The following is a 15,721-nucleotide window of genomic DNA, read 5'->3' as shown; positions in this document are numbered from 1 at the left end:
CCTCCCCAGGTATTGAAAGAATGTCTTAAAAGGTATACTTTATACCACACTGAAGGAGATACAAAAAACAACTGTGAAAGTGCATAAAAAAGCCTGCGAGCCTTTACAAATGACTCAAAAATGCCTATAATGAAGGAGAAATATAGTGTCTCAAAAGGTATACTTTTCGAGACAGTAATACAAGATGTCGAATATTATCAAACCAAGTACAGTCTGGCTGTACTTTTTTAATGTTAGGCTGTTTTACTAAAATTCACACAAAAAAGCATAACCTTTAGAACCCTATTTCCGGTACTTTAGGTTATGCAATATATCCTCTTAATTAACGTCTTACAATATGCTCAGGCAGCACAACACAGCCGCTTTTGCCATGCTTAACCGCCTCGATCAATACCCCATGCGGATGTTCCTTATTTTCATCCCGAATCAGCTGCATGGTCTTCATTTCTAATTCAACTTTTCTTAAACCGCATAATAAATCCGTTAACCGGTCACAGCGGTGAACCAAATAAAATCTGCCGTTCTCTTTCAGACATTGACTCACTTTCGCCGCCAATGTTTCAAAATCCAAATTTGTTTCATGACGCGCGATTCGCTTGGCCAATGACTCATTCAGCTGATCTTCATGTGTAACCCTGAAATAAGGCGGATTACAGACAACAACATCACAGGGTTCACATTCAAACGCCGCCGCATCCGCACAGCAGATCATTGAATTAGTCAGTTTATGATATGCCAAATTCTTTTCCGCAAGCTCACAAGCTTCCTTTTGAATATCAACACCGATCAGCTTACCCTTGGTATATTGTGAAGCATAGAGTAACAAAGCCCCGTTATTGCAGCCAATATCAAGCACTGTATCATTCTCTTTGACACGCATAAAATGACCCAGCAAGGCAGTATCCGTATTCATCCTGAACATATCCCGGCGCTGATATAAATAAATATCAGTACCCGGCAAATAATCAAAACTAAGCAGGTTGTCCATTCACCCAAACTTCCTTACTAATATGATAATCAATCAAATCATGCAGCAGTTTGATCGACGCGTTTAATTCACGTTCATTCATTACTGTTACTGTCTCAAAGGTTTTCTTCATAATACTTGCAGACACATCATATTCATTACTCAGATACTGAGCCCACTGATCACTTGATTCCAGCTGCTTGCTGTTTAAAATACCTTCTACGATTACAATAGACACAATCTCACCATTCACAACCACAGGAATCGCCACTTTAATAATACCGGCATGACAAGAATAAATATATTCTTTTTTAGTTTTCAATATAATATCAATTGCTTCTGCCGCGCATTCTTCACATAGCTTCACTGCCTTTGTTGAAATCTTCAAACATTTACAAAAATAATTCTTTTCTGAAGGACTATTCAAATCTTCTTTATTCAATACCATGTAACTTCTTAAACCAGTAATTTTTTGATAATCATTCATTGCGTTCTGAATACTTTTGTTAATTTCCATATGAGCCCCCTTGCATTTAAGCTGTTTTTTTCCATCTCTTTTTATTCTATCAAATAAAGCGTCGTTTCTCAATGGCAATAGTATCTTTTATAAATCTAATTTTTAAGCTATAATAGCTTGTATAACTGAAAGAAGGTAAAATATGCAAAGCTTGATACAGCGTTATTTTGGTCCCAAAGATTTTTATCAGCGAACCGCGAGAGTAGCTATTCCGCTGGCTCTGCAGCAATTGCTTTCATCAGCCATGGGAATCGTCGATACCTTGATGGTATCCTGGATTGGCATGGTTACCGCCGTAGGGACTGCCGCTCAGATTGATACTTTATGCAGTATGATTGCCTATGGTTCAATTGGCGGTACCGGTATGTTTTCATCACAATTCTATGGAGCCAAAGACTATCGAAATTTAAAACGTGTTTTTGGTTTCTCCATTGTACTTGGTATGATCAATGCATTATTCTGGCTGGTGGTTTCCATGTTCTTTGGTGAATTTATCTTAAGATTCTACATGGATGATCCGCAAATTATTCAGAATGGACTTCTATATCTGAATATCGCCATGTTTTCATTTGTACCCAGCTGCATCAGTTTTGCATTCAGCTATATTTACCGCAGTATCCAAAAAGCATCAATTCCATTAAAGGTCAGTATTGTATCTATGCTTGTCAATGCCGGATTAAACTATGCCTTAATTTTCGGTGTCGGTCCGTTCCCGGAGATGGGTGTCCAAGGCGCGGCTTTAGGTACAGTTCTGGCACAATGCTTTGCGGTAGCTGTTTATACGATTCACGGCTTTATTACTAAACAGCCCTTTCTTGGTTCATTCACTGAAATGTTTAGCTTTGACCGCAGCTTTGTAATGCCTATTTTACGCAAAATTGCGCCGCTTATTTTTAATGAAACTTTATTTGGTTTTGGTTCCACTTTATTTGTCAAGGCCTTTGGCGTATTAGGCACACAAGCCATGGATGCCTATTATGTCGGCAATCAAATCAGCAATGTTTTTCTATTTGTAGTCTATGGCTATGGCAATGCGATTTCAGTTTTATTAGGCGGTATTCTCGGTCAGGGCAAGATTGAAGAAGCGCGCCGTGAGGGTGATTATTATTGTGGTCTGTCAGCGATACTGGCTGTAGTGCTCGTAACCGCGATGATTGTCTTCGCCGGTCCGATGGTTTCGATTTTCCAGCTTCAGGACCCGGTGGTTATTGGATATGCCGAAGCCTTGGTAATGGTATTCGCGGTTAAAATATCAATGCGGCTTTTTAATTTCATGATTTTCTCAGTGCTGCGCTCCGGCGGTGATTCAAAGATTATTTCCGTTCTGGACAGCGGCATCATGTGGGTAATCGGCATTCCTTTAGCGTTTATCTGTGTTCATCTCTTTAAGATGCAGGATATCGCCTTAGTATTCCTCGTTGTTCAATTAGAACAGCTTGTACGTCTGGTCATTGGCATGAAACGCTTTAACAGCGGCTTATGGGCCAATGATTTAACCTCCCTAATAGCATCATAGGTGATACCGATTGGCACCACCTATTTTTAAATTATTCAAATTGTCCTATAATGACGTTTACCCGCAGCAAATCAGCGGGTTTTATTTTAAGCGTCAGCCTCTCATTGCCGGTACCGCCAAAGACAAAATCATGCTTTAAAAGCTTTTTATCAAAAATACAATCAAGCCCTAAGCCTGCCAACGGAATCGTGCCAATATCATAACCGGTTTCTTCTTTAATCACTTTTCGATCAGCTAGTTTTAATTGTATAAAACCAAATTGACGCTTTAATTCATCAAAGTTCAGTTTACCATGCTGAAAAGACACAATACAGCCAAGCAAGCCCTTTTCACTTTGCAAGACCAACATTGGCGCGGCCTTTTCAATTGGATAATACTGCTTGGCATCAGCTGCTGAAAAAATCGGTTTATCTTGGGCGATCAATTCATAACAGCACTTATGCAGATCAAGAATCTGCTGGATTTCACCGATATTCATTAGTTAATTTGATTATATAATTCTTCAAAGCTGCCCTGCCACTTAACCTTGATTTCTTTGCCATGCTTATTAATCAGACAATCCGTAGTCAGATAACAGGGTACGCCTAATGTCTCAATGACACCGTCTTCATCAAGGTCATTGCCAATCATGATACAGTCTTCCGCCTGCAGCTGAAAACGATCCATGATTTCTTTAAAATAAGCAGGATTGGGCTTGCTGAAAGAACTGTTTTCATAGGTTGTAATCCATTCAAAATCCTCTGGATCACAGCCCGCCCAGCGAATCCGCTGTTGTGTCGCAATCCTTGGAAATAACGGATTGGTTGCCAGAATGACCTGATAACCCAAGGCTTTGCATTTCTTCACCATCGCGTCAGCTAATGGATTCTTGGCAGCTAAAGAAGCGCAGTTTTCAAATTCATGGGTATAAAATGACAAAAAGTCTTCTTCGACATCAGCGAGCTGATAATTGGAATATTGTGTAAACACATGCCAGAATACTTCCTCATTGGTTGCTGAACCATTATTTTTTATCATGGCTTCTAAACCAGCGCCTAAGCCCTTCATGACCCGCTCTACATCATAGCCCTTCTGTCCGAAGGTCTTACCTAAAAGCTTAAAATATGCTTTCACAAATTCATCGATATCCATATGCAGCAATGTGCCGTCTAAATCAAATAATACTGTTTTCATGCTGTTCCTCATTTCTTTTTAAAAAGATTATAACATAAAATCAGTCACTGTAAGCTGATCAATTCGATCAAATGCAGTTTTCATCTTATCAATTCCTAAGGTCATCGCAAAGCGTACAAAGCCTTCTCCGCTCTTACCGCTGTCATCTCCCGGCAGAACAAGAATATGTGCTTTCTTTAAAAGCCGCTCACAGAATTGCTTGCTGGTGCAGCCTGTTTGACGCACATCTACAAATAGATAAATACTTCCCTGCGGTTTTATGGCAGATAAATATGAACAGGCATTGATCCGCTCATATGCATAGCGGCAGCGCTTTTCAAATTCAGCTTTAAGCAAGGGCTGAATCTTATCCCGCAGCTGTAAGGCATGAATCGCAGCCCATTGCGAAGGTGCCGGTGCTGAATATACAATGGCATCATTGATCTTTCTGACAATCTGAATCAATGATTGATCCGCCGCGATATAGCCAATACGCCAGCCAGTCATGCAATAATCCTTGGAAAAAGAAGACACCGTAATAGTACGCTCCCGCATTCCTTGATAACTCATGATTGGCGTAAAGGCTGTTTCATATGAATAAAGCGTATAGATATCATCGGCAATCACAATCAGATCGTGCTGGATAGCAAAATCAGCCAGCTGCTGCATTTCATCATTAGAAAGGCACACACCGCTAGGATTGCATGGTGTATTCAATATCAAAGCCTTTGTTTTTTCACTGACACAGGCGGCAAGCTGCTGAATATCCAATCTGAAGCCCTTGTCTGGATCACTTGGACAGCTTACAACACGGCCGCCAGCCAGCTCCACCTGTTCCTTATATAATGAAAAATACGGCTCTAACAATAGTACCTCATCACCAGGATCTAAAATAGCCATTAAAGCCAATACCATCGCATGACAGCCGCTGGTGGTAATCATAATTTCCTCAGGTGTCACCTTTAAATTATAGGCTTCCGCATAAAACTCACCCAATAATTCTCTAAGCTGTAAAAGTCCCTGTGAATCTGTATAATGAGTCGCACCTGCTTTCACATCCTGAAAAGTTTGTTCAATGATTTCCTGATCGGTATTAAAATCCGGATCACCGATACTGAAGTTAATCAGATCTGCCATATGATCTGCCCCCTTGATCGCTTCAGCAATTACACTGCCTTCACAATTTTCTTGAAATCGTTTCGCAAAATGATATTTCTCCATAGTTCTGCCTCCAAAATACAACAAAAGCCCATCAAATTCCGATGGACTTCATTGTCTCATTGCTAATAATATAGCACAACCAATCATGCTTGTACAAGTTCTAATATTGACAATTATACGCATAAATGCTATATTTTACCCATAAATCATAAAATATGATTGAAAAACTGAAAGGATATAGCCCTTGGACATACACGAGCGATACGAAAAAAGAATCCTTTAAAGAAATCATGCGGAGCATGAATTTTTGTTTATTTCAGTTTTACATTTAATATAGGAGGATGATTATTCATCATGGAAGATGTACCCTTATCGAGTTTACTCATTGTTTTAATTCTCTGCGTTTTGTTTTCAGGTTTCTTCTCAGCAACTGAGACAGCCTATTCAACCTGCAACAAGATTCGTCTGCGTCAGATGGCTAACCGCGGAAATAAACGAGCAGAATCCGTTCTTGAATTCTGTGAGACTTATGATAAACTGATATCGACTATTCTCGTTGGCAACAACTTTGTCAACATTCTTGCTACTACTGTAGCAACCGTATTATTTACAGCTTTATTTTTAAATAATGGGCCATCCATTTCAACAGCTGTAATGACTATTGTAATTTTATTATTTGGTGAGATTACACCAAAAACCATCGCTAAAGAATATGCCGATGAGTTCGCAATGTTTGCTTATCCGCTGCTTAAATTTATCTTTGTGATTCTTACACCGTTTACCTTTATTTTTAATTTATGGCAGAAGCTTGTTATGCTGCTGTTTAAATCAAGTGACAAGCAGGGTATGACCGGTGAAGAATTAATTACGATGATTGAAGAAGTTGAAAAAGACGGCAACATTGAAAAAGAAGAAAGTGAATTGATTCGTTCCGCGATTGAATTCAGCGATGTTGACATTGAAGATATTTATACACCAAGAGTAGATGTTATCGCGGTTGATATTGATGATACATTAGATGAAATCACAGAAAAATTTGAAGAAAATCATTTTTCAAGACTGCCGGTTTATAAAGATACAATCGATAATATTATCGGTTTTATCCATCAGCGTGATTTCTATGAATTAGATAAAGAACATGAAGCACTGACCTCAATCATTCAGACACCATTATACTTGCCGCTTACAACACCGATTTCTGATGCCTTAAAACAGCTTCAAAAAAGCAAGGTGCATCTAGCGGTTGTCTGTGATGAATTTGGCGGTACAGCCGGGATTATTACCTTAGAGGATATTATTGAAGAGCTGGTTGGTGAAATCTGGGATGAACATGATGAAGTCGTCGATGAGATCATTCAGCTTGATGAAAAGACTTATAAGATTGCCGGTACAGCTAATATAGATGATATCTTTGACTTATTTCATCTTTATGAAGAAGATATTTATACTTCCAATACGCTGAGCGGATGGATTATTGAGTTTTTTGAAAAGATGCCGTCGGTGGGTGAAGAGTTTGATTTTAAAACAATGCATATTAAAATTCTTGAAGCTGATGACCGCAAGATTAAGTGGGTTCAGATCAATGAGCAGGAATCATTGGATGAAAGTGAAAAGAATGAAAAAGACTAAAAGCGCCGAAAAGCGCTTTTTATTTTGTGTTATTGATTATAAATATTTAACTTATTCAGCGTTCAATTTGCCGGCTTTCTTTCATCGCGTACATTTGGGCATCGGCCTTATTCAATAGCTCTTCATAGCGGCAGGCATCCTGCGGATAATCGGCACAGCCATAAGAAACGCCAAGAAATTTCAGCTTTCGCTTTTTAAATAGCGGCCATTCATAAACAGCTAAACGTTCCAGAATTTCAGTCTTATCACTTAATTGTCCAAGATAGATAAACTCATCCCCAGAGATGCGGTATATATTCTCTGAACCGCCAAACAGTCTTGATAGCTCTTCGCTGAATAGCTTCAGATACTGATCACCCTGAAGATGGCCATAGGTATCATTAATCTCTTTAAAGCGGTCAAGATCCATGAAAAGCAGGAAGAAAGCCGTATCCTCATGCAGACGCCTGTCTAGTTCAATTAAAAGACTGTTTCGGTTGCCAAGCTCAGTCAACGCGTCCCGCATCGCCAGTTTCTGCAGGGAGCCCACTGTTTCATAATTACGAACGGTATCATAAAGCAGAATATAGGTACGGTAACTGTTAACTAACAGAATTATCATAATCAGAAAATTAAATACGCCGCCAGCTTGCATAACTAAAGAGAAATTAACCATGACCGCGGTTAAAAACCAACTGATGCTTAATGATCGTAAAGAGCGGTATGTCTCCGCCGAGGTATGATGCAGGATATAAAGAAATTTATCCTGAACCAACCGCCAAAAGCGTCTGACCGTAAAAAGATAAATTACGGACTGCAAAGTAAGGGCTATGATTTCAAAATAGGCTTCATCAAACATCTTAGCGAAATTAACACTGATAGAAAAACAAAACATCGTATAAATCCATGAGGTACAAATTACAATAAGGATATAATCAATGGATTCTTCAAATACCCAGCCAGCGGGAATCAGGTATAAGAAACCAAAAAGCACAAACAAACCATTCCCATTGCCATAGATACCTAATGCCTTGATAATAAAAATCGCTGAAGATATTACCAAAAAGCTCCATAATACAAAAACAGCTATGACAATAGGTCTTGTCTTCTTACGTGTGCAGCACTTTCCGGTTGTAATCATATTGATGCAGATCATCTCTATAACCACCAGCATTTGCAAAATAAATTGTACCATGTGCATCAGCTCCCCTATTTACTTTAACTTATTTATTAAAATTCACCCGCCGGCATTCGGCAGTGTTTTTAGGCTTGCCAACAATTTTATCAAAATTCTTATGAGTATTTTTCTTTTTTGCCTGACGTACCTGTTCAAGCAATTCCTTAGCACTTTTCTTTTCCATTCTTTCACCTCCTATAATAAATATGGCAGAAACATGGTTGCCAGTCCCAGAAAGAAGAAGAAGCCGAGAACATCCGTTACCGTTGTCACAAAGACCGCGGAAGCTAATGCCGGATCAACATGCATCTTCTTTAATAAAAGCGGAACAAAATATCCAGCCATTGTAGCAGCAACCATGTTTAAAAACATCGCGACACCGCAAACTAAGCCAAAAATCATTTTCCCCTGAAAAATCAAACCAATAATACACATCAATAAACCAATCACAACACCGGTTATAAGACCGACACCCAGCTCTTTAAATAAGATGCGCCGGGCATTATCACCGGTCAGCTCACCCAACGCGATACCACGCACGATAATGGTCAAAGACTGGGTTCCGGCATTGCCGCCCATTCCCGTTACAATCGGCATGATGGTCGCTAAGGCGACAACCTGAGAGATCGTGCCTTCAAAAGCGCCGACCACAGAGGCCGCTAAAATGGCAGTCAGAAGATTTACCATCAGCCATGGCAGACGGGAACGAATTGACTCCGCCAGTGTGCCATCGACACGCTCTTCACCAGAGACACCACCTAATTGGTGAATATCTTCGGTATTCTCATCCTGAATGATCTGAACGATATCATCAACGGTAACGATACCCAGCATTTTATTTGTTTCATCAACAACCGGCATCGTCACAAAACCGTATTTTTCAAATTTATGGGCTACTTCTTCCTGATCCATATTCACATCAATCGATATGACATGGGGATTCGTAATTTCTGAAATTAACGTATCAAAGGGTGTTGATACAAGCTCTCTTAAGGAGATAACGCCCTTAAGAATAAAATTCCGGTCAGTAACAAATAAGTAATAGGAGGATTCCATCTCCTCTTTGATAGACTGCAGATATTCCAAGGTTTTCTTTACTGTCTTATTCTCCCAGATAGCAATAAATTCAGTAGCCATAATACCACCAGCGGTATCTGGATCATAAGCGAGCAGCTGTTTGACATCTTCCCTGTCCTCATCGCTCATCTTATTTAAAACATCGTCTAATTCTTCATCTTCCAAGGAACCGACTAAATCGGTTAATTCATCGGAAGACATTTCTTTTAATACTTCACTTTGCTGATAATCAGATAATACTTTTAAAATTTCATACTTTTCTTCTTCATCTTCCTCATCAATCAAGTCAGCCACAAAGGATTCCGGCAGCCGCTTTAAGATGGTTTCAAAATTAGCGTCATCATCCTCATGCAGAATTTCAAGAATATCAGCCGGATGGATGTGCTCCAATTCATGATTTAATTCTTCGCTGCTCCCCTTCAGCAACAATTCGCGAAGCAGATTTTTACTTTCTTCAGGTGTCACGTTTCCCTCTCCTATCTGAGTGTCCAGACCGTGATTTAACACCGGCTGGGTTTGCTCGTACTTAATTCATCTGGTTCAATTTGCAATCGCTCGGGTACTGACGCATCCATACCGGCCACCTCTTTTCCTTATCAACTTTTTTATTATAACACTTTTTGCTTTCGCTGAGAGTTTAAATTGCAGCTCCCCGCAGTCTTCTTAATTCTGAACTAAGCGCAAGCAGTCTTTTTTCTTCATAGTCCTGAGCCTTTAAATACAGAAAGGCTTCCATCAATGTATCATTCAATTTTTTAAGATTCTCTACCTTTGATGGATCAGCAGATTCACAGTTTTTCATTTCTTCCCGCAATTCATCAATAGCTTTAAAAAGACGATGATCTTTCATTACTTCATCAAAGAAATCAATGAAATACCAGTTGCGGTTATGTTCAGTCAGCATTGCCATTACGCCGCTGAAGCGGAAATGCTTTTTCAATTCATCGGCGAACTGATCTACCTCCGCATCACTCAGATTGGCAAACAAAAGCAGCTCCTCATCAAAATCTGATTCTGCCACCGGCCGATCCTCATATGGAAAATCAGGCAATTGCGCAACAGCGCCGATTTTCTGATTCAAAAGCCTTTCATTTAGTTTGACAATTGCGATATTTTGTTTTGCAAGCAGGCTTTCAATTACCTGTTCATGCTCCTTGCTTAAGTTATAGACACAAACTATTTTCTTCATATTCCTTTTCTCCTTCCCACCAGATGATTACCTCAACATCAAGCGCCATGCGAACCGCCCTTGCGGCTGCCGCTGTTTGTTTGCTGCAATGCGTTAACAGCAAGCAGGAAGCCGTTTTGTTAAACCGGCTGATCAGCTGTTTAGCTGCCTTGATGAAAGCCGCCTCATCGATTGGATCATTAATCTTACACTGACAATATTCTGCGCTGAATGCCGCCGGATATGCAGCCTCAGCAAAGCTTTGACCATAAGCGCTCATGGAAAGCACCGCGATACCTAATGTCATAAAGTCAACCAAGCTTGGTTCATGGTCACGATCAACCTTAAACGGGTGATTGTGATTCCCATCCGCTTCTATCAGCATCAGATCACAAAGCGGATAAAGCTGCCTTAAACATTCCTTTGTAAAGCCTGTAACACCACGCCGAGAGTCATGCACACAGGCAATGACATTTTCATGCATTAATGCCCTTTGAACTTGATTAATATCTTCCTTTTCAACAATCATGCAAGCCGGCCGCTCCATATGTACCGTTGTTGATACAAAGACTTTGCGATCCTTATATTTATCCATCAGCAGCCTGATCAGTGACGTTTTGCCGCCTGCCCCGATTACGCAGATACACTGACGTTTAATCATCAAAGTCGCAGCTCATCAATAGTTCCAGCTGAGCATCGGCATCCTTCAGCACCCGTTTAGACTGCTTGAGAATAGCCGCCTCCACACTGTTGCGCGCCAGCCGCCCATTGCCGCCGTCCCGGCCTTTTTCAAGCTGAACCGCCGCATAACGCTTCGCGAGCAATTCACACGCTTCATCATCGATAACATATCCTTTGCCTTTCGCAATGGAACAGGCGATTTGCACAAGCTCCTCACCAGTATAATCATTAAATTCAAGGATATTGGGAAATCTTGATTTCAAGCCGCTGTTTGCCTGCAGGAATTCATTCATCTCTTTCGTATAACCAGCCAAGATAACAACCAGATTATCGCGGTGATCTTCCATTTCTTTAACTAATGTATCAATCGCTTCATGACCGAAGCTGTCATCTTTACCCCTGACTAACGCATACGCTTCATCAATAAACAACACGCCGCCTAAGGCTGACTGAATAATTTCACGCGTCAGCGGAGCCGTATGTCCGACATATTTGCCAACCAGATCAGCCCTTGTCACCTCGACCAGCTGACCGCCGTTTAATACACCGATCGCTTTCAGATAACGGGCACAGATGCGCGCAATCGTCGTTTTACCTGTACCTGGATTGCCGGTAAAAATCATATGCATGCTTAACGGTGAGGTTTTTAAACCCTTGCTGCTGCGCAGCCGCTGTACATTCACATGATCTTCAATCGCATAAATATATTCCTTCACATTATCCAAGCCGACAATGCCGCTCAATTCTTCTTTAACTGAGCGCAGTTCTTCATCATTATCCATAGCTTTTATAAGCTCAATCACATCATCGCCGATGACCGCTTTTAAATCAGGCTCCGCTTTTAAAGTAACGGTTCCTATCTTTTCCGGATTCAGTAAAGCGAACTGTGACAAGGCCTTGTATACATCATCAAGCAGCTGCTGCAAAGAAGGCACACCTAAAGCAATACGATAATAAGTGGCTGCCGCCTGCATAAAGCTGTCTTCAAAGATTAAATCAAAACGCAGATATTTCATAGCCTTATGCTTTAATGCTAAACATAACTGAGCCAGTATCTGTTCAATGTCTGCCGCATCTAAAGCTTTAGTCACACATATATCATTCACGGAAGCCATAAATTCTCTGCCTAAGATAGAACCCAGCGATTCCGGCTTCTGTTCAGTGATAAATACTAAATATTTATCCTTAGCACTAAAACTTGATACCGCGCTTTTCACTAAAGCATTACCTGCTTCAACAAGAGAATCCTTTTGAATCGCATAACGCTTATTCAAAGGCGCACTGCCGCTGAAGGCCAATGATGCCAGCAGCTTTAAATAACCTGGATAGGCTTGTTCTAAATGTTCAAAGGCAATGATTGAGCCTTCCTTTTTTAAAGCCGTATACAAATCCTGAAGAAACAGCTTTTCTTCATTGCTGGTCGGATATTTACTCAAATCGATAAACGCGACTTCATCAACACTTAACAGCCGCTGTTTTTTCATCCCCTGAGCCATCAGCTTCAAGGCTGTATGCCGGCCGCTGCCTTTTAATGATCCGATAATAATATTATTTTTAACCTTGCCCTCACCCATGACTAAAGGCCGTTTAAAGGCTAAAATCAGCGCGTCAATAAAAGCGTCCTGACCAATCAAGGCATTCTTTAGCTCAGCTGCGATGCTTTGAAAACGCTCTAGCTCATTCACCGGCAGCGAATCCTCACTCACTAAACCAAAATCACGTTCAATTTCTTTATTGATCCGATCAAGATCCGCATCCAAAGTATGCAGCTTTAACGCTTCAATCTGCTCCTCATTGGATCGTATCAGCGCCTCTTTTTCTTTTTGTATCGTTTCCAGATATTGCTTGGCCTTAGAAGGTGTCGCAGCCGAAGCCGAACCTCTGATGTCCGCTAAAATATCATCAAAATCTTTTTTCATAATTTCACCAGCCTGTCGCTAAAATTGTATCACAATTCAATGGTTAAAACCACCGGTAAGCCATTCAATCATTGATTGATGCAAGCTTAAATGCTACACTTAAAGCTAGGTGATAAAGAATGAAAAATTGGGTTGGTTTCTTATTAAAGCACTATCGATTAAAGCTTAATTTCTCACAAAGCGGAGTCTGTAAGGGGATTTGTACGGTTTCTTATCTCAGCAAGATAGAAAATGGTACGGCCCAGCCCAGTGAGGAAGTCATTGAACAGCTGTTTAAGGCTTTAGGCATCAAATCATGCTGGAATGAAGCTGTTTTAAAACAAGGCGAGAAACTGCTTACCGCTTATTTTGATCAAGTCTTTCATAATGAAGATACAAGTGAAAGCTCTGAAGCGATAAGAGCTTGTCTGAAAGAAGCGGAAATCAATCCGCTGTATCTTGCTTTTAAGTTATTTGAAATACAGGAAGCCCAGCTTCAGCTCAATGTTGAAGCAATGAAAGAACAGCTGAATCAGCTGCAGCCCTTTATTGGCTTCATGGATGAAAAAATGCTTTTTGTTTATGAACTGCTGGTTGGCAAAGCGTTCAATGAAGAAGCGGAAAGCGCCTATTTGAAAGCGGATCAATTAAATCCATGCAGTATCTCCAAATTAAAGATAGCCTCATTGTATTATGAAAAAGGACAATTTCAAAAAGCTCTGCAATATTGTAAGAAAGCGTATGATCTGGCAGCTTATGAAGGAAATATATCTGTGATGAGTGAGGTCAGCATCATTGAGGGCGGCTGTTACTGTAATTTATATCAATTTGATCTTATGATTCAGACCTATGAGCGCTGTTTAAACCTTAATCGTGATAATTCTCATCTGCGCAGTGATATTAAGTATAATATCGGTGCGACTTATTTAGAAACTGGCTGTTATGAAAAAGCATATGAATATTTAATTGAGGCTGAGCCAGGACGGCTTGATCCGTTAAGCAAGTTTCTTACTTATCATAAATTATCCCTCGTTTTATATTATCTGAACCGGCACTCAGAAAGTTTGGATTATATTGAAAAAGCGGAAGCGGTTCTGAATGAAGAGCAGATTCAAGATCACTGTGAAGATATCTATGCGAAAATGATTCAGGTGGTCAGGATGATGTCGGAGGGTAAAATGAATGAGGAATATTTAAAGCTTTTGGAAGAAGTATATGAAGACTGCGGCAAGCGAATCATCTTTGGCTTCCAGCAATTTCATGGCCATATGCTGATTGATGCCTATAAGGCAAATCGGCGTTATAAAGAAGCCCTGCAGCTGGCGATGCAGATGCAGGAAATGCTGATGAATTTATAATTTTCCTAAAAATATAATTTTAAGTGTTTTAAGCACTATTTTATAAGCGCTATTTTCTCAAATATGCGCTATTTTTAATTACTTAAATGAATGCTATACTTTTCTTGCATAGAAAAGAGGGCATTTATGAAAAAGACTTTATGGACTAAAAATTTTACGATTATTACAATTGGTACGATTATCAGCTGTGTGGGCGGTGTCGCGATGAATCTGGCATTGGGTTTAGTCGTTTTTGACAATACAAGCTCAGCCCTGCTTACTGGACTTTATCAGGCATCGATCATGATACCTTCGATTTTACTGCCGATTTTAGTTGCCCCGTATATGGATTCACATAAGCGTAAACCCTTTATATTTGGCTTAGACGCATTGATGGGCAGTATCTATTTATTATTTGCCTTCTATTTGATGAAGCATGATTTCTCTTATCTGCTGTATATGCTGTTTGGCTTTGTGACTAACGGCATCAGTTCGATCTATTCTACGGCTTATAATGCATTCTATCCCGATTTGATCAGTGAAGGGTTTATGCAGAAAGGTTATTCTGTATCTTCTCTGATTTATCCAACGGTTACTGTCGTTACCGCGCCGCTCTCTACGATGATCTATGTGCAGCTGGGAATTCCTTTTCTGTTTTGTATTGTCGGCGGCTTATTGCTGCTGGCATCAGCTTTTGAATCACAGATCCGTATTGAAGAGAAGCAGGCCAGTGCGCAAAAATTTAACTTTAAAGCGTACCGGCATCAAATCAGTGAAGGGTTCAGCTATATGAAACAGGAAAAGGGACTGCGGAATATTTATTCTTACATGGCTATTACCAATGCCTGCGGCAATGGTACTGAGCTGATGACGATGACCTATTTCCAAACCGCGCCGGGGCTGACAACAACGATGTATGCGCTGCTGACCAGTGCGGTGACCTTTGGCCGAATGATCGGCGGCTTTATCCACTATGCGATCAAGATTCCCCAGCCGCTGCGTTATCCGATGACAGTATTTGTATATCGTATTTATCAATTCATTGACGGCATCGTTCTCTTTCTGCCCTATCCGCTCATGCTTGCCTTAAGAGCCTTATGCGGCTTCCTTGGTGTAAATTCCGCAACCCTGCGGGAAACCGCGGTGCAGTCGTATCTGCCTACGGAAATGCGCGCCAGAGTGAATTCCCTATTGAATGTCGCAATCAGTTTAATGGTATTGATTATGCAGCTGATTGTTGGTGTATTAGGTGAATTCCTGCCTTATCGCTTAGTCGCCGTCTTCTGTGCTGTCTTTGGCTTCATTTGCATCCAATTATTTGTTGTCAGAAACCGTAAGGATATTGAACCATTGTATGCTAATTCATAAATGGTTTGGCATTAAAAGATGAATCATTAAGAATTCCCGACATGCTTCAAATCACCAATTTTTAATGCCAAAGCAAAAAGGTGGTGTGCCAAAT

Annotated in this window: 15 protein-coding genes; 4 read left to right on the top strand and 11 right to left on the bottom strand. The window is 40.4% G+C overall.

What is annotated here, in order from left to right; translation table 11 throughout:
• Positions 1–322: 322 nt before the first annotated feature.
• Together DWZ33_RS16070 and DWZ33_RS16065 are read right to left on the bottom strand one after the other, a co-directional pair.
• Complete coding sequence (locus DWZ33_RS16070) at positions 323–988, bottom strand: tRNA1(Val) (adenine(37)-N6)-methyltransferase (protein WP_118455876.1); 666 nt, start codon at positions 986–988, stop codon at positions 323–325.
• On the bottom strand, positions 972–1,484 hold the full coding sequence (locus DWZ33_RS16065) for a PocR ligand-binding domain-containing protein (protein WP_022936469.1): 513 nt from the start codon (positions 1,482–1,484) through the stop codon (positions 972–974). The genes DWZ33_RS16070 and DWZ33_RS16065 overlap by 17 nt, the downstream gene beginning before the upstream one ends.
• A gap of 142 nt (positions 1,485–1,626) precedes the next feature.
• Between DWZ33_RS16065 and DWZ33_RS16060 the strand changes: the two genes are divergently transcribed.
• Positions 1,627–3,000, top strand: a complete 1,374-nt coding sequence (locus DWZ33_RS16060; protein ID WP_118455874.1) for an MATE family efflux transporter — start codon at positions 1,627–1,629, stop codon at positions 2,998–3,000.
• Positions 3,001–3,031: 31 nt separating this feature from the next.
• Here DWZ33_RS16060 and DWZ33_RS16055 read toward each other — a convergent pair whose 3' ends face one another.
• The 3 genes from DWZ33_RS16055 to DWZ33_RS16045 are packed head-to-tail and all read right to left on the bottom strand — an operon-like array spanning position 3,032 to position 5,373.
• The gene (locus tag DWZ33_RS16055) at positions 3,032–3,478 is read right to left on the bottom strand and encodes an aminoacyl-tRNA deacylase (protein ID WP_118455872.1); all 447 of its coding nucleotides are present in this window, start codon (positions 3,476–3,478) and stop codon (positions 3,032–3,034) included.
• Positions 3,478–4,173: an HAD family hydrolase gene (locus tag DWZ33_RS16050; protein ID WP_182425787.1), complete on the bottom strand. Its 696-nt coding sequence runs from the start codon at positions 4,171–4,173 to the stop codon at positions 3,478–3,480. Before DWZ33_RS16050 ends, DWZ33_RS16055 begins: the two co-directional genes overlap by 1 nt.
• 27 nt (positions 4,174–4,200) lie before the next feature.
• Positions 4,201–5,373, bottom strand: a complete 1,173-nt coding sequence (locus DWZ33_RS16045) for an aminotransferase class I/II-fold pyridoxal phosphate-dependent enzyme (protein WP_022936465.1) — start codon at positions 5,371–5,373, stop codon at positions 4,201–4,203.
• A gap of 294 nt (positions 5,374–5,667) precedes the next feature.
• On the opposite strand from DWZ33_RS16045, the gene DWZ33_RS16040 reads away from it, so the two are divergent.
• Positions 5,668–6,942, top strand: a complete 1,275-nt coding sequence (locus tag DWZ33_RS16040; RefSeq protein ID WP_022936464.1) for an HlyC/CorC family transporter — start codon at positions 5,668–5,670, stop codon at positions 6,940–6,942.
• Between the two features lie 55 nt (positions 6,943–6,997).
• Here the strand turns inward: DWZ33_RS16040 and DWZ33_RS16035 are convergent, their stop codons facing one another.
• From DWZ33_RS16035 to DWZ33_RS16015, 6 genes are all read right to left on the bottom strand, one after another.
• Entirely contained in the window at positions 6,998–8,116 is a 1,119-nt protein-coding gene (locus DWZ33_RS16035; protein WP_182425785.1) for a GGDEF domain-containing protein, read from the bottom strand.
• Between the two features lie 28 nt (positions 8,117–8,144).
• Positions 8,145–8,282: a hypothetical protein gene (locus tag DWZ33_RS18045; RefSeq protein WP_164468318.1), complete on the bottom strand. Its 138-nt coding sequence runs from the start codon at positions 8,280–8,282 to the stop codon at positions 8,145–8,147.
• 11 nt (positions 8,283–8,293) lie between these two features.
• On the bottom strand, positions 8,294–9,640 hold the full coding sequence (mgtE, locus tag DWZ33_RS16030) for a magnesium transporter (RefSeq protein WP_022936461.1): 1,347 nt from the start codon (positions 9,638–9,640) through the stop codon (positions 8,294–8,296).
• A gap of 172 nt (positions 9,641–9,812) precedes the next feature.
• Positions 9,813–10,364 carry a DUF3783 domain-containing protein gene (locus DWZ33_RS16025; protein ID WP_118455867.1) on the bottom strand — a complete coding sequence of 184 codons (552 nt, stop codon included), beginning with the start codon at positions 10,362–10,364 and terminating at the stop codon, positions 9,813–9,815.
• Entirely contained in the window at positions 10,339–11,004 is a 666-nt protein-coding gene (gene yqeC, locus DWZ33_RS16020) for a selenium cofactor biosynthesis protein YqeC (RefSeq protein WP_118455865.1), read from the bottom strand. Before yqeC ends, DWZ33_RS16025 begins: the two co-directional genes overlap by 26 nt.
• Positions 10,997–12,943 carry an AAA family ATPase gene (locus DWZ33_RS16015; protein WP_118455863.1) on the bottom strand — a complete coding sequence of 649 codons (1,947 nt, stop codon included), beginning with the start codon at positions 12,941–12,943 and terminating at the stop codon, positions 10,997–10,999. The genes yqeC and DWZ33_RS16015 overlap by 8 nt, the downstream gene beginning before the upstream one ends.
• A gap of 119 nt (positions 12,944–13,062) precedes the next feature.
• Here DWZ33_RS16015 and DWZ33_RS16010 point away from each other — a divergent pair, with 119 nt between their 5' ends.
• Both DWZ33_RS16010 and DWZ33_RS16005 read left to right on the top strand, forming a co-directional pair.
• Positions 13,063–14,280 carry a helix-turn-helix domain-containing protein gene (locus DWZ33_RS16010; RefSeq protein ID WP_118455861.1) on the top strand — a complete coding sequence of 406 codons (1,218 nt, stop codon included), beginning with the start codon at positions 13,063–13,065 and terminating at the stop codon, positions 14,278–14,280.
• Positions 14,281–14,406: 126 nt separating this feature from the next.
• The gene (locus DWZ33_RS16005; RefSeq protein WP_022936456.1) at positions 14,407–15,627 is read left to right on the top strand and encodes an MFS transporter; all 1,221 of its coding nucleotides are present in this window, start codon (positions 14,407–14,409) and stop codon (positions 15,625–15,627) included.
• Positions 15,628–15,721: the final 94 nt, after the last annotated feature.

This window comes from Dielma fastidiosa, assembly GCF_003475485.1.
Classification (GTDB): Bacteria; Bacillota_I; Bacilli_A; order Erysipelotrichales; family Erysipelotrichaceae; genus Dielma; species Dielma fastidiosa.
Note: the sequence above shows the minus strand (reverse complement) of the source record. Positions and strands in the feature narration are given on the sequence as shown.